The 18,621-nt window shown below is 70.8% G+C and carries 24 protein-coding genes, 1 tRNA gene and 1 pseudogene; 19 read left to right on the forward strand and 7 right to left on the reverse strand.

What is annotated here, in order from left to right; all coding sequences use genetic code 11:
* Positions 1-2 precede the first annotated feature (2 nt).
* The 8 genes from LV78_RS30750 to LV78_RS30785 all read left to right on the forward strand — a co-directional run bounded on the left by LV78_RS30750 (position 3) and on the right by LV78_RS30785 (position 5,852).
* Positions 3-560 (forward strand): formylglycine-generating enzyme family protein, encoded by a 558-nt coding sequence (locus LV78_RS30750; protein ID WP_253849523.1) that lies wholly within the window; start codon positions 3-5, stop codon positions 558-560.
* A complete protein-coding gene (locus tag LV78_RS30755) occupies positions 557-1,021 on the forward strand; it encodes a DUF6884 domain-containing protein (RefSeq protein ID WP_253849524.1) in 465 nt (154 codons plus the stop codon). The genes LV78_RS30750 and LV78_RS30755 overlap by 4 nt, the downstream gene beginning before the upstream one ends.
* On the forward strand, positions 1,012-2,001 hold the full coding sequence (locus LV78_RS30760) for a radical SAM protein (protein WP_253849525.1): 990 nt from the start codon (positions 1,012-1,014) through the stop codon (positions 1,999-2,001). The genes LV78_RS30755 and LV78_RS30760 overlap by 10 nt, the downstream gene beginning before the upstream one ends.
* Before the next feature lie 44 nt (positions 2,002-2,045).
* On the forward strand, positions 2,046-2,552 hold the full coding sequence (locus tag LV78_RS30765) for a phosphoribosyltransferase (protein WP_253849526.1): 507 nt from the start codon (positions 2,046-2,048) through the stop codon (positions 2,550-2,552).
* On the forward strand, positions 2,542-3,648 hold the full coding sequence (locus LV78_RS30770) for a glycosyltransferase family 4 protein (RefSeq protein WP_253849527.1): 1,107 nt from the start codon (positions 2,542-2,544) through the stop codon (positions 3,646-3,648). The genes LV78_RS30765 and LV78_RS30770 overlap by 11 nt, the downstream gene beginning before the upstream one ends.
* Positions 3,648-4,502, forward strand: a complete 855-nt coding sequence (locus tag LV78_RS30775) for a 5'-3' exonuclease (RefSeq protein WP_253849528.1) — start codon at positions 3,648-3,650, stop codon at positions 4,500-4,502. Before LV78_RS30770 ends, LV78_RS30775 begins: the two co-directional genes overlap by 1 nt.
* Entirely contained in the window at positions 4,499-5,131 is a 633-nt protein-coding gene (locus LV78_RS41150; protein WP_308208776.1) for a PIG-L deacetylase family protein, read from the forward strand. Before LV78_RS30775 ends, LV78_RS41150 begins: the two co-directional genes overlap by 4 nt.
* Before the next feature lie 79 nt (positions 5,132-5,210).
* Positions 5,211-5,852, forward strand: a complete 642-nt coding sequence (locus LV78_RS30785) for an HAD family hydrolase (protein WP_253849529.1) — start codon at positions 5,211-5,213, stop codon at positions 5,850-5,852.
* A gap of 6 nt (positions 5,853-5,858) precedes the next feature.
* On the opposite strand, the gene LV78_RS30790 is transcribed toward LV78_RS30785, so the two are convergent.
* Positions 5,859-7,073 (reverse strand): helix-turn-helix domain-containing protein, encoded by a 1,215-nt coding sequence (locus LV78_RS30790; protein WP_253849530.1) that lies wholly within the window; start codon positions 7,071-7,073, stop codon positions 5,859-5,861.
* A gap of 185 nt (positions 7,074-7,258) precedes the next feature.
* Here LV78_RS30790 and LV78_RS30795 point away from each other — a divergent pair, with 185 nt between their 5' ends.
* Both LV78_RS30795 and LV78_RS30800 read left to right on the forward strand, forming a co-directional pair.
* Positions 7,259-7,759, forward strand: coding sequence for a 6-pyruvoyl trahydropterin synthase family protein (locus tag LV78_RS30795; RefSeq protein ID WP_253849531.1), 501 nt, complete (start codon positions 7,259-7,261; stop codon positions 7,757-7,759).
* Positions 7,759-8,451: a 7-carboxy-7-deazaguanine synthase QueE gene (locus tag LV78_RS30800; RefSeq protein ID WP_253849532.1), complete on the forward strand. Its 693-nt coding sequence runs from the start codon at positions 7,759-7,761 to the stop codon at positions 8,449-8,451. Before LV78_RS30795 ends, LV78_RS30800 begins: the two co-directional genes overlap by 1 nt.
* 43 nt (positions 8,452-8,494) lie before the next feature.
* Here LV78_RS30800 and LV78_RS30805 read toward each other — a convergent pair whose 3' ends face one another.
* The 4 genes and pseudogenes from LV78_RS30805 to LV78_RS30815 form a co-directional block, all read right to left on the reverse strand.
* Positions 8,495-9,055 carry a flavoprotein gene (locus tag LV78_RS30805; RefSeq protein ID WP_253849533.1) on the reverse strand — a complete coding sequence of 187 codons (561 nt, stop codon included), beginning with the start codon at positions 9,053-9,055 and terminating at the stop codon, positions 8,495-8,497.
* Entirely contained in the window at positions 9,052-9,969 is a 918-nt protein-coding gene (locus LV78_RS30810; protein ID WP_253849534.1) for an XRE family transcriptional regulator, read from the reverse strand. The genes LV78_RS30805 and LV78_RS30810 overlap by 4 nt, the downstream gene beginning before the upstream one ends.
* Before the next feature lie 135 nt (positions 9,970-10,104).
* Positions 10,105-10,302, reverse strand: a pseudogene (locus tag LV78_RS42110) (helix-turn-helix domain-containing protein); the annotation flags it as partial.
* Positions 10,303-10,507: 205 nt separating this feature from the next.
* Positions 10,508-11,863: a helix-turn-helix domain-containing protein gene (locus tag LV78_RS30815; protein ID WP_253849535.1), complete on the reverse strand. Its 1,356-nt coding sequence runs from the start codon at positions 11,861-11,863 to the stop codon at positions 10,508-10,510.
* Positions 11,864-12,120: 257 nt separating this feature from the next.
* On the opposite strand from LV78_RS30815, the gene LV78_RS30820 reads away from it, so the two are divergent.
* The 4 genes from LV78_RS30820 (at position 12,121) to LV78_RS30835 (ending at position 14,233) form a co-directional block, all read left to right on the forward strand.
* The gene (locus LV78_RS30820; RefSeq protein WP_253849536.1) at positions 12,121-12,471 is read left to right on the forward strand and encodes a hypothetical protein; all 351 of its coding nucleotides are present in this window, start codon (positions 12,121-12,123) and stop codon (positions 12,469-12,471) included.
* 151 nt (positions 12,472-12,622) lie between these two features.
* A complete protein-coding gene (locus tag LV78_RS30825) occupies positions 12,623-13,666 on the forward strand; it encodes a Fic family protein (protein WP_253849537.1) in 1,044 nt (347 codons plus the stop codon).
* Positions 13,667-13,708: 42 nt separating this feature from the next.
* Positions 13,709-13,936, forward strand: coding sequence for a transcriptional regulator (locus LV78_RS30830; protein ID WP_253849538.1), 228 nt, complete (start codon positions 13,709-13,711; stop codon positions 13,934-13,936).
* Positions 13,937-14,002: 66 nt separating this feature from the next.
* Complete coding sequence (locus LV78_RS30835) at positions 14,003-14,233, forward strand: transcriptional regulator (RefSeq protein WP_253849539.1); 231 nt, start codon at positions 14,003-14,005, stop codon at positions 14,231-14,233.
* A 20-nt stretch (positions 14,234-14,253) separates the two neighbouring features.
* Here LV78_RS30835 and LV78_RS30840 read toward each other — a convergent pair whose 3' ends face one another.
* Positions 14,254-14,826 (reverse strand): hypothetical protein, encoded by a 573-nt coding sequence (locus tag LV78_RS30840; RefSeq protein WP_253849540.1) that lies wholly within the window; start codon positions 14,824-14,826, stop codon positions 14,254-14,256.
* Positions 14,827-15,228: 402 nt separating this feature from the next.
* Here LV78_RS30840 and LV78_RS42115 point away from each other — a divergent pair, with 402 nt between their 5' ends.
* Entirely contained in the window at positions 15,229-15,453 is a 225-nt protein-coding gene (locus LV78_RS42115) for a helix-turn-helix domain-containing protein (RefSeq protein ID WP_372495009.1), read from the forward strand.
* A gap of 33 nt (positions 15,454-15,486) precedes the next feature.
* Entirely contained in the window at positions 15,487-16,785 is a 1,299-nt protein-coding gene (locus LV78_RS30845) for a tyrosine-type recombinase/integrase (RefSeq protein ID WP_253849541.1), read from the forward strand.
* Between the two features lie 17 nt (positions 16,786-16,802).
* Here the strand turns inward: LV78_RS30845 and LV78_RS30850 are convergent.
* A tRNA-Val gene (locus LV78_RS30850) sits at positions 16,803-16,874 on the reverse strand.
* A 369-nt stretch (positions 16,875-17,243) separates the two neighbouring features.
* Here LV78_RS30850 and LV78_RS30860 point away from each other — a divergent pair.
* The 3 genes from LV78_RS30860 to LV78_RS30870 all read left to right on the forward strand — a co-directional run bounded on the left by LV78_RS30860 (position 17,244) and on the right by LV78_RS30870 (position 18,538).
* The gene (locus LV78_RS30860; protein ID WP_253849542.1) at positions 17,244-17,531 is read left to right on the forward strand and encodes an iron-sulfur cluster biosynthesis protein; all 288 of its coding nucleotides are present in this window, start codon (positions 17,244-17,246) and stop codon (positions 17,529-17,531) included.
* Positions 17,528-18,205 carry a response regulator gene (locus LV78_RS30865; RefSeq protein ID WP_308208777.1) on the forward strand — a complete coding sequence of 226 codons (678 nt, stop codon included), beginning with the start codon at positions 17,528-17,530 and terminating at the stop codon, positions 18,203-18,205. The genes LV78_RS30860 and LV78_RS30865 overlap by 4 nt, the downstream gene beginning before the upstream one ends.
* Before the next feature lie 102 nt (positions 18,206-18,307).
* Positions 18,308-18,538, forward strand: coding sequence for a hypothetical protein (locus LV78_RS30870; RefSeq protein WP_253849543.1), 231 nt, complete (start codon positions 18,308-18,310; stop codon positions 18,536-18,538).
* Positions 18,539-18,621 lie beyond the last annotated feature (83 nt).

An 18,621-nucleotide genomic window follows, 5' to 3' on the forward strand; every position in this document is an offset into this window, starting at 1 on the left:
GGGTGGACGTGGAGTGGATCGAGGTTCCCGGCGGGACCTGCGCCTTCGGCGACCGGGCCAAGCCGATCGAGATCAGCACCCTGCTGTGGACGCGCACGCCGATCACCTGGGCCCAGCTGGAGGACGGGCTCCCCGACGACCGGGGCAGGCACCCGGTCACCGGGCTCACCCACGCCCAGGCGGATGAGTTCGCGCGGGCGCTGGGCGGTCGCCTGCCGACCTCGGCGGAGTGGGAGTGGATGGCGGGCGGCGCGGCCCGCAGGACGTGGCCGTGGGGCGAGCAGCAGTGGACGCCGGAGCTGGCGAACCTGCGCGACTCCGGCCTGGACACCACCAGCCCGGTGGACGCCCACCCGGCCGGGGCGACCCCGGAGGGCCTGCTCGACGTCGCGGGCAACGTCTGGGAGTGGACCCTGCGGGTGACGATGGGCAACGGGGTCACGCTGCGCGGCGGCTCCTACGCCTCGCAACCGCTCTACGCCCGCACAACCTTCCTCAACGCCGCCCCCGCCGAACTCGCCTCGCCGGGCATCGGCTTTCGGGTGGTGCGGCTGCCATGACCCGCACCGCCACCGCGCTGCGCCCGGAGGAAGGGCTGCTGCTGGTGTCCTGCTGCCGGGAGAAGCTCGTCACCACCACCCCGGTACCCGCCTTCGACATCTACCAGGGCGCGCTCGTCCCGCTCCTGCGCGACCGGCTCGCCCCCGAGCACCGGGCCCGCGTCCGGGTGCTGTCCGCCGAGCACGGCGTGCTGGCGCCGACGGATCCGGTCGGCACCTACGACCACAAGCTGCGCAGCCGCCAGGAGGCCCACCAGCTCAGCCAGCGGGTCGCCGCCCGCCTGGCCCGCGACCTGGAGGCGCCCGCCCTCCGGCACGTCCTGGTCGCGCTCGACCCCCTCTACCAAGCCGCCGCGCAGTGCCTGCACCGGTACGCGCCCCCGCTCACGCTCACCCTGCTGCCCAATCCGTCCGACTGGCGCGGCACCGCTGCCGTGCTCAACGAATGGGGATGGCTGTGAACCACAGCCCGACGACCACCCTCACCACGGTCCACGACGACACGCCGCGCTTCGTGGCGGTCGGACGGCGCGGCGGGACCGCGCTGCTCCACGACCCCCTCACCGGCCAGACCCACACCTGCCCCGACGACCTGCCACCCGGCCGCCTGGCGCTGCCCTCCGCCGAGATCACCGCGTTCCCGCTCGTCCACCCCGGCGACCTCGGTGACCGGCTGCCGGTGAGCCTGTGCTGGTCCCCGCTGGTGCGCTGCAACCTCGCCTGCCCGCACTGCCTGGACGACAAGTCCCTGACCGAACTGGCCTTCGACGGCCGCGCCTCCGTGGCCGCCGTCCTGGCGGAGTCCGGGGTGCTGGCGGTGGACGTCTCCGGCGGCGAGCCGCTGCTGCTGCGGGACCTGGGCGACCTGCTCGACACGCTGCGCGCGGGAGGCTGCGCGGTCAGCGTCACCACCAACGGCACCCGGTTGCCCCGCCAGGCCGAGGCGCTGGCGGACCGGCTCGACGCCGTGCGGGTCAGCTTCGACGGCCACGACGCGCCCTCGCACGACCACTGGCGCGGAGCCGGTTCGTTCGATCGGGCCGTCCAAGGGGTGCGGGCCGCCGTCGCACATGGAATTCCCGTCCAGCTCCAGACCGTGCTGATGAAGTGCACCGCGGGGAGGCTGCGCCAGGTGGTCGACCTGGCCGACCGGCTCGGCGCGCATGGGGTGACCTTCCTGCAGTTCCTGCCCATCGGCGAGGGCGCCGCGCTCGTCCGCGAGCAGATCGGCGACGAGAGGGCACGCGAGCTGGTGGCCGCGCTGCCTCAGGGGCCGGTGGCGGTGCGGCTGCGCACCCGTGACGACGCCAGCGGGTTCACCGTGGTCCGCGCGGACGGGCGGGTCTGGCGCAACGCGCCGGGCAGCACGTCCATCGGTGCCCAGCGCGAACTGCGCACCACCGAGGACCTGCTCCTGGACAGCCGGGAGGGGACCGCGTGAACGCGGCAGGGCAACGGGTGTTCGAGCACCAGCGGATCTGGCGGGTGACCGAGCGGGCGCTGACGGCGGCCTGCGCAGCGCTGGCGGACGCGGTCAGGGAAGACCACCTGGCGGTCAGCCGCGTCGTCGGCATCGCCAACGGCGGTGTCATCCCGGCAGGGCAGGTGGCGCGGCACTTGGGCGTCGAACCATTGATCGTGCGCGCCCGCCACAACATCGACGACCGCACCTACCTCCAGGCCACCGGCGAGGTCGAGGTGGAACAGGCCGATGCGGTGGCGTTGACCGGCTTCAACGGCACGGTTCTGGTCGTGGACGACATCTGTGGCAGCGGGGCGACCCTGCGCGCCTTGGCCCAGGCATTGAAGCCCGTCGTCGGGCCGGGCTGCCGTCTGCTCACCGCGACCCTGTGCCTGAACGCGGGAGCGCGACTGCGTCCGGACTACTGGATCTGGCCGGTGTCGGACTGGGTGAACTTTCCCTGGGAGCAGCCACCCGGTGTCCCCAGGAGCGATCTGCCCCACCTGGAAGGAGTGCACCGTGACCGGTGAGCTGACCGTGGCGTTCGTCCTGCTCTCCTACATGCGTGACGCCCCGGCGGGCATGGAACGGGCGACCGCTGCCCTCGCCGAAGGGGTGCGCGGCCTCGGGCACCGCACCCTCCTCGTCACCGCGACACCCTCGGCGGAACCCGACACCGCCGTCCTGGAGACGATCAAGATCCCGAGGCCCGCCTCGGACGATGACCTGCGAGCGGCGATCGACGGCCACGAGCACGCGGTCGCCGATGAACTGCGCACCCTCTTCCGCCACCACGGCGTGGACGTGGCGGTCTACGTGGACGCCCTGTGGGGGCTGGGACGGCTCGCGCCCCGCTGCCCTGGGGTGTTCTCGGTGCTGGCGATGCACGTGCTCGGCCACGACCAGGACCTCGTCCCCGCACTGGAACGCGCCGACCTGGTCATCGCCCCCGCCCCGGTCGTCCTCCAGCAGGCGTACGACCGGGGGTACGACCCGACCTGCTGGAAGCTCGTGCGTAACGCCCTGCTGCACGACGCCCACCCTGCCGACGAGCAGGCGCGGGAGAAATTGCGCAGGACCGCGCCCGTGCGGGTGCTGGCCAGGCTGGGACTGGAGAAGAACGTCCACGCGCTGCTGGAAGCCGGACGGCTGGTCGAGCGCCCGGTCGAGGTCGTGCTGGCCGAAGCCGGCTTCGAGCACGAGCGCGGCGGCCAGGCCGTCGAGTATCAGCGGTGCGCGCACTCGGCTGCCCACCTCCCGCTGGGGGCCATCCAGGGTGGCGGGCTGCCGTGGCACGAGGTGCAGCCCTGGCTCGCGGGCGCCTCGGTGGTGATCGTGCCTTCCACCAAGGAGAGCTTCGGGCTGGTCGCACTGGAAGCGATGAGCGTGGGCACCCCGGTGGTCGCCTTCGACGTCGACAACCTGCCCGCGCTCGTCGGGACCGGCGACCAGGCGGGCGGGGTGATCGTGCCCGTCGGCGGCGGCGAGTTCGAGCTGTGGCGTGTCGCCGAGGCCCTGCTCGACGATCCACTACGCTACGCAGCGCTATCACGGGCTGCTTACTACCGCTCGCGGGACTATCTGCCCACCACAGTCGCCCAAGACTTCATCAAGGCGGTGCGGTGATGACCGGTGCTCCACTTCTGCTGGTGGACGGCCACAATCTGCTCTGGCGCGGGGCCTTCGGCTTCCCGGCCGATGTCCTGTCCCGCGACAAGCAGCGGGACCTGACCGCCGAGTTCGCGTTCTTCGCGCTACTGGGCGTAGCCATCCGCGAGGAGTTCGCCGAGCCTCCCGAGGTGCTCGTGGTCTTCGACGGCGAGCACGGTACCGCCGAGCGCCAAGGCGCGGACAGCGGCTACAAGGCGAACCGGGTGCTGGACGAGGCCGCGCTCAAGCCGTTGCGCGCGTTGCCGTGGGTGCAGCAGGGGCTGACCGGCTACTCCATTGCCTGGATCGAGATCGACACCGCCGAGGCCGACGACGTCATCGCCACCCTGGTCACCACCGTCCGCCGGGACGACCCGCGGCGCGAGGTGTGGATCATGTCCGGTGACCGGGACTACTACCAACTGCTGGACGAACATGTCCGGGTGCTCAACACCGGCATGAAGCGCGGCAACCGCCATATCGGCCCGGCCGAGGTGTTCGACCGCTTCGGCGTCACCCCGGCGCAGTGGGCGGACTTCCGCGCCCTGACCGGCGACCCGGCCGACAACATCCCCGGCGTCAAGGGCGTCGGCACCAGCAGCGCCGCCCGCCTGCTCGCCGACGGGCTCGCCCTGGACGAGCTTCCCGCCTCCGGCAGGCTGACCGGTGCCAAGGGCAAGGCCGTGGAACAGGCATGGGAGCAGGTGCTGGCCTGGCGCGGGCTGATCAGGATGCGCCTGGACCTGCCCCTGCCGGTGCTCCCGACCGGTCTCCCGAGCCGGGAGCTGCCCAAGCCAGCGGAGGTCATCGAGAAGCTCGGGCTGTGGTGAGCCCGGCATCCGGCTTCACCGCGCCGGGTTCGGTGCTGACCGTGATGGCCCACCCGGACGACGCCGAGCTGTGGGCGGGCGGCACGCTTGCCCGCTGCGCGGCCACCGGTGCGGCCGTCACGGTCGCCGTACCCAGGTGCACCGAGCCCAGGGCCAGCGAGGCGGCGGCGGGCGCGGCCGTCCTGGGCGCTGGCCTGTACCCGTTCGACCTGGGCTGCGGCGAGGCGGTGCGCGAGCTCCTGCTGGAGGTCAAGCCGGACGTGGTCATCACCCACCCGCCGCGCGACGTCCACCCCGAGCACCGCCGAGTCGCCGAGGCTCTGCTGGACGCGCTGCCGGACGTGGTGATCTCCACCGGCTACCCGCGCCGCGTCTACGCCGCCGACAGCTACAACAGCCTCACCCTGGACGGACCGACCCCCGCCCACACGATCGTCGACGTCTCCCAGGTGTGGCAGACCAAGCGACGTGCCCTGGCCGCGCACGCCTCCCAACCGATCACCGACCACTTCGGACCGATGGCCGAGGCGCTGGGCCGGTTGTGGGGGATGCGCGTCGGAGCGGCCTACGCGGAGAACTTCGTCCCCCTTCCCGTTCTCGGACGCCTGCCGGAGGCCACAGCGCTGTAAGCCGTGCGCACGGGCGAGACTGGTGCCGCGGGCGTGCCCGCGTGATCCGGTGGTTCGCAGGCGGTGGAGGAGTGTGGGCGTGGTCAGCGCGGTGGTGTTCGACGTGGGGGAGACGTTGCTCGACGACACGCGCGAGTGGGGCGCGTGGGCGGACTGGATCGGCGTGCCCCGGCACACCTTCTCCGTCGTGCTGGGCGCGGTGACCGCCGCCGGGCGGGACAACGCCGAGACCTTCCACTACTTCCGGCCCGACTTCGACCTGGCCCGCGAGCGGCGACTGCGCGAGGAGGCCGGGGTGGGCGAGCGCATCGGTGAGGAGGACCTGTACCCCGACGTGCGGGATGCGCTGGGCGCGCTGCGGGCGGCGGGGATGTGGGTCGGGGTGGCGGGCAACCAGACCGCGCGGGCCGGTGCACTGCTGCGGGAGCTGGACCTGCCGGTGGACCGGGTGGCCACCTCCGGCGAGTGGGGCGTGGCCAAGCCGTCGCCGGAGTTCTTCGACCGGGTGAGCGCCATGGCCGCGCTCCCACCTCAGGAGATCGTGTACGTGGGTGACCACCGGGACAACGACGTCCTCGCCGCCAAGGCCGCCGGGTTCCGCACCGCGCTGATCCGCCGAGGCCCCTGGGGCCACCTGTGGGCCGACGACCCGCTGGTGCGCCGCGACGCGGACTGGGTGATCGATTCCCTTACCGAGCTGCCGGTCCTGCTCGCGGGCTGAGCCGCCTCAGCGCACGCGCGCCCAGGCGGCGAGGTCCAGCAATTCCGGCGTGGGCCGGTCGTGCACGCGCAGCAGCGTCGACAGGGAGCCGCGCACCTGCGGGTGGGCACGCACGTGCTCCGGCGCCACCCGGCGGGCCGCCTGCAGGCTCAGGTGCGCCCGCTCGTGCTGCCCCAGGGACAGGTGGCCTCGGGCCAGATCGACGTAGTAGTGCGAGCGCCGCTCGGCGGGCAGCGCGCGAGGCGGGGACCACGCGGCGGCGCGCTCGATCCCCAGCGGGTCGCGCAGCTCCGTGGCCACCGACAGCTCGTGGATGCGCAAGGAGGCGAACCCGAACGCCGTCCCCAGGTAGTTGCCCTCCGGCACACCGGCCGCCGCACGACGCGCCTCGCGCAGGTGCTCGGCGGCGCGATCGGCCCGGCCCGCGCGGGCGTTCACGACGGCGGCCCGCATGTGCAGCGAGCCGAAGGTCGCCAACGACTCCACGCCCTTGGTCGGCACCCGGTCGGCGGCCTGCTCCAAGGCGCGGGCGGCGGGGGAGAGGTCGCCGCTGGCGAAGAACGTCTCGGTGCGCACGTAGGCGGCAGCCGCCACCAGCAGCGGGTTGTCCGCGCGCTTGGCGGCGGCGCTCATGAGGTCGATCAGCCTGGCCGACAGGTCCAGGTACCCGAACTTGAAGGCCATCCCGTCGGCCGCCCGCAGCGCGAAGGCGAGCAGGGCCGCGTGGTCACGGCTGCCGGTGTCGGCGTGGGCGAGCGCGGTGACCAGGTCGGGCAGGGTGCGGGCGAGGGCGCCGTAGCGGGACTGCAGGCGGTCGTCGTTCGCCTTGGCCACCGCCGCACGCAGTTCGACCAGATCGGGCGCGGGGACGTCGTCGGGCAGGTCGAACCGGTCCAGCGCCCGACGAAGCCGGGGAACGGCCGCGTGCACCAGGTCCGGCTCGGCCACCTGCGTACCGTGGTCGGCAGCGCTCTGCCGATGGGCAGGTCGTGGGGCGACCTCGTGGCGCTCGGTGCGGTCGACCAGGGCCGCCAACTCGGCCAGCGTGATCCCCAGCGCGGTGGCGAGCGACCTCCGCTGCCAGGGATAGGGAGCGTGGACTCCGCGTTCCCAGCGGCCCACGGTGCCCCGGTCCACCCCTAACGTCGTTGCCAGCGCCTCCTGGGAGAAACCCGCGGCGTGGCGGGCTGTGGCGAGCGGCGTGTTCGGTCTCGCGGCCACCGCGTTCCCTTCTCCCGGCACCTCGTCGGGCGAACAGTACCCACCGCATCGGTACGCGACCGCCGCCAAGATCATGGCAGGCCCCTCTTTGTGCTGGTGAAGACCTTCGACGCCGCATAGTCGCCGCGTACCCGCAGCATGGCCGCCCTGGTGTCGCGCACCCCGGCCCGCTTGGCTCGGGAGTCATGGAGAACGTGACGCGGATGGGACACGCGGTGTGCGTGAAGCACACGTTCGAGGCCGCGCACCGGCTGCCCCACCTGGGTGGCAAGTGCGTGAACCTGCACGGTCACTCCTGGGAGGTGGAGGTGACCGTTGGCGCCCCGCGCCTGAGCGAGGGCGGGACGGTGGTGGAGTTCGGGGCGCTCAAGCAGGGGGTGCGGCGGTGGATCGACCTGTACTGGGACCACGCCACGCTGCTGGGGCAGGCCGACCCGCTGGTGGGACTGCTGCGGGAGACGGGCAGCCGGGTGTACCGGTTCGGCGCGCCGGGTGACGCCACCGGGGCCGAGCTGGTCGGTCACGACCTGCTGTGGCCGACGGTGGAGTCCGTGGCCGTGGTGCTCGCTCGGGCCGCGACCGCGATCGTTGACGAGCTCCCCGGCGCGCAGGGCGCGCGGGTGACGCGGGTGGAGGTGCGGGAGACCCGGTCGAACACCGCCGTGCACGAACCGGAGTGGTTCTGATGCGCTTGGCGGTCAACGAGCTGTTCGGCCCGACCTTCCAGGGAGAGGGCGTTAGCCAAGGCAGGCTGGCGAGCTTCCTGCGCCTGCACGGCTGCCACCTGGCCTGCGCCTGGTGTGACACCCCGCAGACCTGGGACCACGACCGGCACCCTCCGGCAGGGGAACGCCGCCTGCTCGACACGACCGAGGTCCTGGACTGGGTGGTTGAGCAACCCAGCGAGCTGCTGGTGATCACCGGCGGCGAGCCGCTGCTGCAACAGCGGGCGCTGGGGGAGTTGCTGACCGCCGTCATTGACCGCCGTGCCGTGTCCGAGGTCGAGGTGGAGACCTCCGGCACCATCACCCCCTCCCTCGTCGTGGCCCAGGCGGTCAACCGCTTCACCGTCTCCACCAAGCTGGCCAACGCGAAGATGCCGCTGCACCGCCGCGTCCGCCCGGCGGCGTTGCGCGCGCTGGCGATGACGGGCAAGGCGTCGTGGAAGTTCGTCGTCCAGTCCCCAGGCGATCTGGACGAGGCGGCGGAGCTGGTGCAGACCTACCGGCTGGGGCCGGTGTGGGTCATGCCTGAGGGCACGGACCAGGTGGTGCTGCTGGAGCGGATGCGGGAGCTGGCCGACCCGGTGCTCGCGCGCGGCTGGAACCTGACCTCCCGGCTGCACACCCTGCTGTGGGGTGAGGTCCGAGGCCGCTGAGCGGACGCACCGGGTAGCACGTCCGCCGACTCCCAGCGCGCGATCAGGTCCCCAGCGGTCCGCCACCCGACGCGCCACCGGTCACCGCGACCACAGCCGAGACGATCCGAGCCCAGTCGAAGGTGGCCAGCCCACTGTCCGTGCGCAGGGTGATGGCTTCCGGGTCGAGCACGACCACACCGTTGCGGGAGAGGCGTTCCACGCTGTCGGCGTAGGCGGGATGCTCGCGCAGCGACGCCTTCGCGCACGGCGCGGCGATGATCGGCGCCTCGGCGCAGAGCAGCTCGTTCAACACCCCCAGCGCGACCGAGTCGCTGATGCCCGCAGACCACTTGTTGAGCGAGTTGAACGTCAACGGCGCGGCCAGGACCAAGTCGGCTCTCGGCAAGGACTTCCCCTCACCGGGCGGGCGGGCCTCCGCCCTCACCAGGCAACCGGTCCGCTCGGCCAGAGCCACGAGGTCGACCCACGAGGCCGCAGTGGGGGTGGCGATCACCGAGACCTGCCAGCCGAGCGCGGACAGCGCTTCGACCAGCGTCGCGATCTCCAGAACGGGCGGCGCCGCCGACACGACCAAGTGAACCGAGCCGAGGTGCGGCTTCACCGCTCGATCCCCGCCCTGAGCGCCAACTCGCGCAACCCCGGGACATCACGGCGGCGTTCACGCGACATCAACTCCCGCACGACCTCGTGGGCGGTGACGCTGAGGCGGACGTTCTCCGGTGCGATGCGATCAGCCTCCAACAGGTGCAGGGTGGCGAAGGCGTCCTCGTGGATCCGCGTGTGCGCCCAAGCGTTGGCCAGGTGGAACCGGGCCTTACGCCCGCGTAGCCCAGCGGGCAGGCGGGTGATGTCGACCTGCTCGGCGGCCGACAGCAGTTGGTACGGGTCGTCCAGCAGCATCGCCACCGACATGCGGTGGATGGCGACGTTGGTCGGCCCGAAAGCCGTGTAGTCCACGTTGGAGTCCTTGCCCGACTCCTCCGCCAGCCGGTGCGCCTCGTGCAACCTCCGGTGCCCGAGCACGCCATCGCCCCGTCGAGCGGCGACGACCGCCGCGATCAGCAGCAGAGAGCCTTTCCAACTGGTCTTGCGGGGCCCGTCGCCTCGCACGGTCGAGGCCGCGTCAACCGCGAACTCTTCGGCTTCCGCCGCGCGGTCGAGCTTGAGCAGGGCGCACACAGCCTGGTAGGCGGCTGCGGAACGCCAGAACTGGTCGCCGATCTCCTCTGCGATGGCCTTGCAGCGCTCGGCCGCGCCCCACGCTGTCCTCCCGTCGTTCTCCACGGTCGCCAGCTTGGCCTCCAGAACCGCGATGCTGCACTGGAGTGCCTGCGCTTCGCGTCGTTCCTGGGGAGGACCGCTCTCCGCGAGGGCGTCAACGAAGTCCGCGACCGCCTCCAGCCCTCCGGATGCCCGGACGTATCGCGCGGCCTGGTACGTCTCGTGCAGCTTGGCCACCGAGCCCTGCGCGGACACGAGCGCCGTCGGCGCGGCACCATGCCCCTGCTGCTCCACGACACCGTGTCCCGCTGTCGACATGGCCGAACCGTGCTGGAGTGTCGTGATCGCCGGGACGTGCCGCCCTGCCCTGGACACGGTCGAGGCCTGGGATACTGGCCGCAGTCTCAGGAGCACGTCGAGTTCGGCGAACGACAGGTCGAGTTCCGAAGCGAGTTTCCCCCTGTGCAGCGGGCTCGGAGTGAGGACACCGCGTTCCCAGCGCCCTACCGTCGAGGAATCGACCCCGATCCTGTCCGCGAGCGCTTCCTGCGTAAGACCGACCGCTTCACGACGCGCCGCGAGGGCTTCGCGCTTACCGTTCCCAACCCCTTCACCACGTCCGCGCACATCCGCCCCCTCGTCGTCGTCTTTTATCGAGCAGTCATCATGGTAACTACTCTCCTGCGGCCTTCCCGTGCCTTGTCGAGAAGCTGAACCCGTTTCGGTTCGAATTCACCGCAGAGCTGTTTTCGCATCTCAGCAAGTTCGACGCCGCCTCATCGCCTGCTTCGCGCCTGGTTCACGCCGCCTTCCCGCCTGGTAGTGGAAGCGATTAGTCAAGCAGCAGGTCGCGGTCGCGCCAGGCCATGCGCAGCAGGCTCAACGACCCCGGTGACAGTCGCGGCTCCAGCCGGGTGATCGCCTCGTCGGTGAACGGCATGTCCGCCCGGCCGCCCTCGCCCACCACCCGGCCCTCGTCGTTGACCCGCGTCATCGCCCCGAAGAGCCGGTCGAACTCCACGTCGTCGACCACTGCCACGGTGCGCTGGCTCGGGCCCAGGGTGAGCGGGTCGCTCACCAGCCCGTAGTGCCACATCCGCAACCGCCCGGCCGCCCTGGCCCTCTCGAACGAGGCGAAGGGCTCCTCGGCTCCGTAGTCGATGGCGCGGGCACCGTTGCCGTCGTGCTCGGGGTTGGCCAGGAACTCCTCCGAGTACTCACGCATGATGTTGCGCCACAAGGAGAAGTCGTTGCGCACGTCCACCGCCTGCACCGAGGACGGCTGGAACTCGCCCGCAGGCATCAGCGAGCACAGGCTGCCCCCGTCGGCCACCGAATCCCCGTCCCGCTCGTGCAGCACGAACCGGTGCCCACCACCTGCGCCCCGGCGCAGGGTGAGGGTGACGATGCCCGGCGACATCAACAACCGCGTCGGGTCGAACGGGTCGCCGATCGCCGTGCGCAGCGGCAAAACGTCCCAGCCGGGCACCGAACCCTGGGCGGCCAGCCAGGCTGCCTTGAACTCGTGCGCCAGACAGGACTTGACGTGGAAGACCTCGAAGAACGTGGTGGTGCCGAACTCCAACTCCAGCCCGTCCCCGGCTGCACGTACCGCGAGCAGGCGGTAGCTGACCCGGTTCTCCAGCAGGCGCGGACGCACCAGGTCGCGCACCGCCCGGCTGTAGTCGGTGTACGGCTCGCCCCGGTCGTTCAGGGGCAACAACCCTGCTGTGGAAGGCAGTTCCGGGACGGGTGGGGTCTGGTCGGTGAAGCGCAGCCGCACCTGCTCCAGCTCCACGGGCTGCTCCAGCAGCCAGCCAGGGCCGGTCAGGACGTGGCCATCCGGCGCGCGCTTCCCGGCTGGGTACAGCCAGGCCGCCAGCTCGGCCAACTCCCGTCCCCGCACACCGGGCGCTTTGCGCACCCGCAGCCACTGCTCCTGACTGCGCCGCACCGCATCACCGGGTGCCTCGGTCTTCTCGTCGGAGGCGAACAGCGCGGCCAGTTCGACAGCGGAGACCTTCAGCGCCTTGGCCAGGCGGGGCCGCATCCCCGGTGTCAGCTCCTGGGTGCCGCGTTCCCACCGGCCCACCGTGGACAGGTCCACGCCGAGTTCGGCCGCGAGCGCCTCTTGCGTGTAGCCCAGCAGCTCCCGCCGAGCGATCAACCGCTGACGTCGCACAGCCATTCCCCACCCCCTGGACACGACGGTCACCCGACCCTAGCTCCGCTCCGTACGAAAACAGCGGAGACTTGATGGACATCCACCCGCACGGGCGCGGAAAACCGCAAAAGCGGGCGGCACGCCCTGAAGTCGCCCTGTAGTCGCCCGGACATCGCGCTGGTCCGACAGGCGGAAATGATGATTTGCTCAATCCGGAAACGCTGGAATAACTGCCCGGCTGGGCACCTCCGTCACGCGTCACGAGATTTCCGGAGAAAACCATGGACAGCGCAATCGGCAACACCGTGACAGGCCACGAGAACGACTGGGACGAGGACTCCCCGGTCTACACGGAGGAGGGGTTCGACACCCTCGTGCGGGACATAGCCGCCGACGAGATGCCCCGCCTGTTCGCGGTCGTCTACGAGCAGGTCCCACGCCAGGGCGCAGAGGTCGCCGCCTACGGCCTGGCGTTCCGGGACCGCGCCGAACTGATAGCCCCCGACGGCGCCAGCCGGATGACCTCCTCCAACGCCGACCAGGCCACCGCCCTGCTGGCCGCCAGCACCGGCGACGAACAGGTCAAAGCCCACCTGGTCTGGATCTCGACCCCCGTCGGGGCGCGGGTGTGACCACCGGATGACAGGGTGCGCGGGCACCGGACAACCCGGTGCCCGCGCACCCCGTCCGGGAACCGACATGACCACAACCCACCTCGTCCAGGAGCACCTGCTCCGCCCGCTGCGGGAGAGCGGTCAACGGCACCGCGCACTCGACCACGCGATGACCCTGCTCGACCACCCCGGCCACGACCTCCGCCTCGTCGGCGAAACACTCCTCGCGGCAGGAAGACCCGGTACCGCCAGCCGATACCTGGCGGCCCCGCGACGCGCCAAGTCCGACGTGAAGCCGGTTGCTGCCTTCTTCGGTGAGGTATCGACGATCATTGGGAAGACGAGAAAATTCCCGCCGCGCTGGCCTTGTCGACTAAGCCCGGAACTTCTGCTTGCGGTGTGCCGGGCGCAGGAGGCACTCGGGCGGCTGGACGAAACCACACGCCGCTCCCCGCTGGGACCGGACTGGGGCCTCGCCGTCCGCCTGCGCGAGGCGCGGCAGCTCGCGCACCTGCACGGGGTGCACGCGTCGCTGCGGGAGGTCTGGCAGACGCACCTGCCAGGCAACATGCCGCGCATCGCCACCGAACCGGCCCTGACCCCTCACCTCCACAGCATCTTGGCCAATTGTCCGAAGCATCTGGGCCCGCCGCCCGACCGCACCGTGCCCCAGGTGGTGAGCGCGACGCTGTGGCACCTCCAAGCACTGGACGCAGACCTGCACACTGCGTTCAACGCACTGCCCGAACTCCTGGTGCGTGGTGGTGCGCTGCGCGACACGTGGCTGCCACTGCTCACCGCCATCACCACGCACCCCGACGACTACCTGACCGCGCTGCGCACCACGGCCGAGACCGGCAGCGCCGACCCCCTCGTGGCCCACATCGCCCACAGCGTCGTCACCGCGTGCCAGGAGGAAATCGCCCTCGTCGACCGCTTGACGGCCCTGCGCGAGCAACTGCTCGCCGCCGCATCACCGGGACGAACCGGACGCATCCTGAAGGTCGTCGCCTCCCTGCCCACGGCCCCGGTGCTCAACAACCTGCGGGTCGTCCAGCAGCACGGCATCACCGTCAAGGCCGCCACGAGCATCACCGCCACCCTGGTCGACCACGGTCTGCTGGTCCCGCACCCGTGCTGCACGCGCAGCGCGGTCTTCTGCAAACCGCAGGCCCTGTACCTGCACTCCGGGCTCCCGACGAACCCGGCCTGACCCCGACAGCCCTTCCCGCCGACAGCAGGTCAAGGACTTTCCATGCCCCACACGATCCAGTTGCGTGACGAAGAGTTCACCAGGGTCAGCCGCCTGGCCGGTTACCGGAGCGACTACGCCCTCGCCAGAGCAATGGACGTCAATCGATCCACCGTCACGCGTGTCCTCTCAGGGGACCTCCAACCCGGTCCGGCCTTCATCGGCGGGGCACTGGTCGCGCTGTACCCGCTCAGGTTCGAGGACATGTTCACGGTGGTCACGGTGTCGTAAAGGCGTTTTCGGTGCAGGGCAGTACGCTGCGGCTTCCGCGAAGAGCACCAGCGGCGAAGGAGCCTCATGCCCTACACCGTTCGCGTCCGTCCCGAGGCGTTCGACGACGCCATCACCACAGCAGACCTGAGCGTCGCCGGGGTGACGGAAGCCATGTCCGTCACCCCGGAGGCGCTCAACTCGGTTCGCGGCGGCCAGGAACCCGACCCGGAGTTCATCGCGGGCGCCCTGCTCGCCTTCGCCCCGCTGACCTTCGAGGACCTGTTCGAGGTCCTCGCTCACCCTGTCAGCACCTGATCGACCGTCCGGTGCGCTGATCACCGGGTGAGCGCAGCCACCGCCCGCCCGGTGATCAGCGCCACGAGCTCTTCGTGAGCGGGACCGGGCTGCTCGGGCAGGTCCGGGTGGTGCGCGACAAGCCGTGCGAGCAGGCCCAGGGTCGGCCAGGCCGCAGCGGTGACCGGGCGGCCCCACGAGTTGGCGGACAGCCGCAACGCCTCCATGACCGCCTCTCCGAGGTGCGCGCCGTGCAGGTCGTGGGCGTGGAAGAACCCGGTGAAGCGGACACTCAGGCCGCAGGCGTCGTGATCGACCGTAGTGACCACCCCGAGGGCGACCTGGCGGAGGGTGGCCGTGCTCCAGCCGTTCTTGGGCGTGCGCGAGTTCGGCCCGCGATGGCCCAGAACGATCACCCCTCCGGGCGTGAGCCTGCCGGTGGTCAGGGGAGACGGCGATGTCAGGTGCCGTCGATCCTTGGCGAGCGCCTCGTCGGGGGACCAGGTGCGTTGGCCGGTGGCCAGGGCTTGGTCGAAGCGGTCGGCCTGCCCGGTGGGCAGGTACGTGCAGACCACGGGCGAGCAGGTGTTATCAAGGATGTTGGTAATAGACACGAGTCCTCCCGGCGTCTTGGGGTGACGTTGTGGAAAGAGATAGTTGCGAACCGAAGTTACTTTTCGCGTAGAGCCGGTTTGCTTTGTATTCAAATATGCGGCGTTGTGGCCTGTCAAGGGTGACGGTTTGATTTTCCGTCAGGGGATACGAGTTCACTCTTTCGGTGTGCTTCTGTCCCCGCCGCCTCTCTTTTGTGGAGTTCTAGGGCGTCGAAGCGGCAGACACCTGCCCGTGGTGTCCGGGGTGTCAGCTCCTGTCGCGCAGACGGCATCAGAAATCACATGGGAGGACGTTATGGGTACCTGCTCAACCAAGCTGGGCCTGCGGTACCGGCAGATGTCGGCTCCTGCAGCTCTTGGCAACACCTCGACCTGTGGTGGGCTGCGGTGACTCCGACTGAGATGCCTCAGGCTGGCCTGCTCGGTGCGTTGTTGTTCACTCCCGCGCAGGCCGCTGAGCTGCTGTCGGTGAAGGAGTCCTGGCTTCGGCGCAAAGCGGGGGAGCGTCTGATCCCATGCACCTTCCTGGGCAAGCACCTGCGGTTTTCGCCTGCGGACCTGGAGTTCATCGCCCTCTCCGGTGCCCAACCCGTCCAAGGAGGCGGGAGATCTTCAGCGCTCGGTTGAAGCAGTCGATGTCTCCGGCGGGCGCGGCGTCGGTTGACCACATACGGCTTGACATTCTTCCTGTATGGAGCGTCGATACCCGCTGCACAACGGTTCGATGGTTCAGGAAAGGCAAGGCGCAGCATGGCGTGGGTTGAGAAGCACGGTGGCGGTTACCGGGTCCGGTATCGCCATCCGGCGGGTGGGATTGCCACGGAGGTCGGGTTCGTCGACCGGACCGAGGCGGCCGACCGGGCGTTGGAGATCGGTCTGGACTTGCGCAAGGGCAAGCCGCCGGTTGCCGCGCCGAAGGAGGACCTGCTGCTGGCCGACTGGGTGGAGCGGTGGGTCGACGCGCACGATGTCGGCGCGACGACGTGGGCGAAGTACCGGTCGCACCTGCGCAACCACATCCTGCCCCGGTTCGGGGGCACGCCGTTGCGGGAGATCTCCCGGATGACGGTCAAGGCGTGGGTCAAGCAGTTGCGGCGGGGGTTGGCTGAGCGGACGGTGGCCGACATCGTGACGTTGCTGTCGATGGTGCTGGGGGAGGCGGTGGAGGAGGACCTGATCGGCCGCAACCCCTGCCAGCGGCTGCGGGTGAACGCCGGGGACTGGGAGGAGCGGCCTCATGCTTCGCCGCAGCAGGTGCTGGCGATCGCCGGGCGGTGTTCACCCGCCATCGGTGTCCTGGTGGTGACAGCGGCGTACACGGGGCTGCGGTGGGGTGAGCTGGCCGGGTTGCGCTGGTCGCGGGTCGACCTGGACGGCGGGGTCGTCTCGGTGGACCCGCAGAAGGGGGCGCTGCACGAGGTCGGGGGGAAGCTGGTGCTCGGACCGCCCAAGACCAAGGCCGGTGTCCGGCCGGTGCACCTGCCGCCGTTCCTGGTGGGGATGCTCCGGAAGCAGCGGGAGCGGCAAGGGGGTGAGCACGTGTTCACCGGGCCCGGTGACGGGTTGTTGAGGCGGGCGAACTTTCGACGTCGGGTGTGGCTGCCCGCGGTCTCCGGGGACCTGGCTCGTGAGTGGGGTCCGATCCTGGCAGGGCTGCACTTCCACGATCTTCGGCACACGCAGAAGACGTGGTTGATCGAGGACGGGGTGCCGGAGGTGTTGCAGTGCAAGCGGCTGGGGCACCGGATGGCGGGGGTGTCGGCCCGCTATTCGCACGTGACGCAGGTCATGGTCGACGCGATGCTGCGAGGGCTGCAGGCGCGCTGGGAGCAGGCGTTGGGTCACCCATTCAGGTTGACCACATACGGTGCCGACGATCACTCCATGATCGTTTGCTCCCAATCTGCTCCCAAATACGCAGATCGGCCGGTAGGTGATGATCACCTACCGGCCGCCTGACCTGCTGTATTCCACTGTGGACGATACTGGGATTGAACCAGTGACCCCTACCGTGTCAAGGTAGTGCTCTCCCGCTGAGCTAATCATCCTTGCCTTGCCATCCCGCTGTCATCGGGACGTGCTGATCCTATTACGGCACCCCGCCCCCGACCAAATCGGCCACCTCGGGGGCTCGGGTCTTTGGGGGACTCGACGCGGTTGCGGATCGTCTTGGCGCTGTTCGGGGGGTGCGTGTGTGACGCGTCCTGGGTGGTGGGCATCGCGCCGAACCTCGCCTCGCACCACTGGTCGTGCGTGGCGCCGCCCAGCGGCGTGGGCGGGTGGGTGTGCGGGAGTGAGCAGGTCCACAGTGGACCCCCGAGCTGACGTTCTCCTTGCGGAACAGCGGGAGAGCAGGTTTCCGGCCCGCGTCCGACCTAGCCTCGTCGGTGTCAGGACCACCTAGGGGAGGAGCGCTCGTGCTCGACATCGACGACACGGCGGTGGCCGCCATCGCCACCCTGACCGGGGACGCGGGAGTGGTGGGGCGTGGTGGGCTCCGGATCGGCCTTGCCGTCGACCGGGCGCGTGGGCGGTTCGACCTCGCCGTCGTCGGCGCGCCCCGGCCTGAGGAGGTCGTGGTTGACGTGGGCGCCGCGCGGGTCTTCCTCGACGGGGGCGCGGCCGAGTTGCTGGGGGACAAGGTGCTCGCCGCGCAGGAGAAGCGCGGGGGGCGGTTCCACTTCTCGGTGCACCCGCAGCCGTGACCGTTTCGGTGCTCATGGTCGAGGACGACGCGCACATCCGGCAGGCGCTCGGGCTCGCCCTGGAAGATGAGGGGTTCGCCGTCTCCGAGGCGGTCTCCGGGGAGCAGGCGCTCGCGCTGATCGACCGGCGGCCCTTCGACGTCGTGCTGCTCGACCTCATGCTCCCCGGCGTGGACGGCCTGCAGGTGTGCCGGGTGCTGCGCTCGCGCGGGGACCTGCCGGTCATCGTCGTCACCGCCCGCGCCGATCCGGAGGACGTCATCGCCGGGTTGGAGGCCGGTGCCGACGACTACGTCACCAAACCGCTGGTCGCCGGCGTGCTCGCGGCCCGCATCCGGGCGCTGCTGCGGCGCTCCGGCACCTCCGCGCAGGGGGACGAGCTGCGCGCGGGCGACCTGGTGGTGCGGCAGGACAGCCGCGTCGTGCACCGGGCGGGCGAGCGGGTGCACCTCACGCGCACCGAGTTCCGGCTGCTGGTCGAGCTCCTCGCCGCCGAGGGGAAGGTGGTCACCCGCGAGCAGCTGCTGAACCGGGTGTGGGGCTACGACTACTTCGGCGACACCCGGCTGCTCGACGTGCACATCCGCCGGTTGCGCCGCAAGGTCGAGCACGACCCGGACGCGCCCGCGCTGGTGCTGACCGTGCGGGGCTCCGGCTACCGGCTGGGGGAGTGAACGGCCCGCCCGTCCCGAGACCGAATCGTCAGCCGGTCGTCAGGTTGACCGTGGCCGTTCTGCCGGATCATGGGGGGAGCACCCGACCGCAGGGGAGCGGAGATGGACGTCCTTTCGCACTCGTCCGAAGCGGGGATCACCCGCGTGCTCACCGGTCTGGCCGCCGAGTTCGGCGACCGGCTGCCGGAATCCGTCGTCACGGGCACCGTCCTGCAGGCCCGCAGGGACCTGCAGGGGCAGATCGCGCCCGAGTCCCTCGAAGAGCTGCTGCACCGCCTGGCCCACTACCGGCTGCGCGCGCTGCCGGACGCCGGGACGACCACCCCGGCCTGATCGGGCGCCGCCGCAGGCGCACGACGGCCTGCGGCGCGTCCCCGGCCACCTGGACGGGTGGTTTGCCCGCCGGACACCGGCCG

This window comes from Actinosynnema pretiosum (assembly GCF_024171695.1).
GTDB classification, from domain to species: Bacteria; Actinomycetota; Actinomycetes; order Mycobacteriales; family Pseudonocardiaceae; genus Actinosynnema; species Actinosynnema pretiosum.

Bases quoted from the DNA above. Each gene is read 5' to 3' on its own strand.
- LV78_RS30755 (WP_253849524.1), top strand. From the start codon at position 557: ATGACCCGCACCGCCACCGCGCTGCGCCCGGAGGAAGGGCTGCTGCTG.
- LV78_RS30760 (WP_253849525.1), top strand. From the start codon at position 1,012: ATGGCTGTGAACCACAGCCCGACGACCACCCTCACCACGGTCCACGAC.
- LV78_RS30775 (WP_253849528.1), top strand. From the start codon at position 3,648: ATGACCGGTGCTCCACTTCTGCTGGTGGACGGCCACAATCTGCTCTGG.
- LV78_RS30795 (WP_253849531.1), top strand. From the start codon at position 7,259: ATGGAGAACGTGACGCGGATGGGACACGCGGTGTGCGTGAAGCACACG.
- LV78_RS30800 (WP_253849532.1), top strand. From the start codon at position 7,759: ATGCGCTTGGCGGTCAACGAGCTGTTCGGCCCGACCTTCCAGGGAGAG.
- LV78_RS30815 (WP_253849535.1), bottom strand. From the start codon at position 11,863: ATGGCTGTGCGACGTCAGCGGTTGATCGCTCGGCGGGAGCTGCTGGGC.
- LV78_RS30820 (WP_253849536.1), top strand. From the start codon at position 12,121: ATGGACAGCGCAATCGGCAACACCGTGACAGGCCACGAGAACGACTGG.
- LV78_RS30825 (WP_253849537.1), top strand. From the start codon at position 12,623: ATGACCCTGCTCGACCACCCCGGCCACGACCTCCGCCTCGTCGGCGAA.
- LV78_RS30830 (WP_253849538.1), top strand. From the start codon at position 13,709: ATGCCCCACACGATCCAGTTGCGTGACGAAGAGTTCACCAGGGTCAGC.
- LV78_RS30835 (WP_253849539.1), top strand. From the start codon at position 14,003: ATGCCCTACACCGTTCGCGTCCGTCCCGAGGCGTTCGACGACGCCATC.
- LV78_RS42115 (WP_372495009.1), top strand. From the start codon at position 15,229: ATGCCTCAGGCTGGCCTGCTCGGTGCGTTGTTGTTCACTCCCGCGCAG.
- LV78_RS30870 (WP_253849543.1), top strand. From the start codon at position 18,308: ATGGACGTCCTTTCGCACTCGTCCGAAGCGGGGATCACCCGCGTGCTC.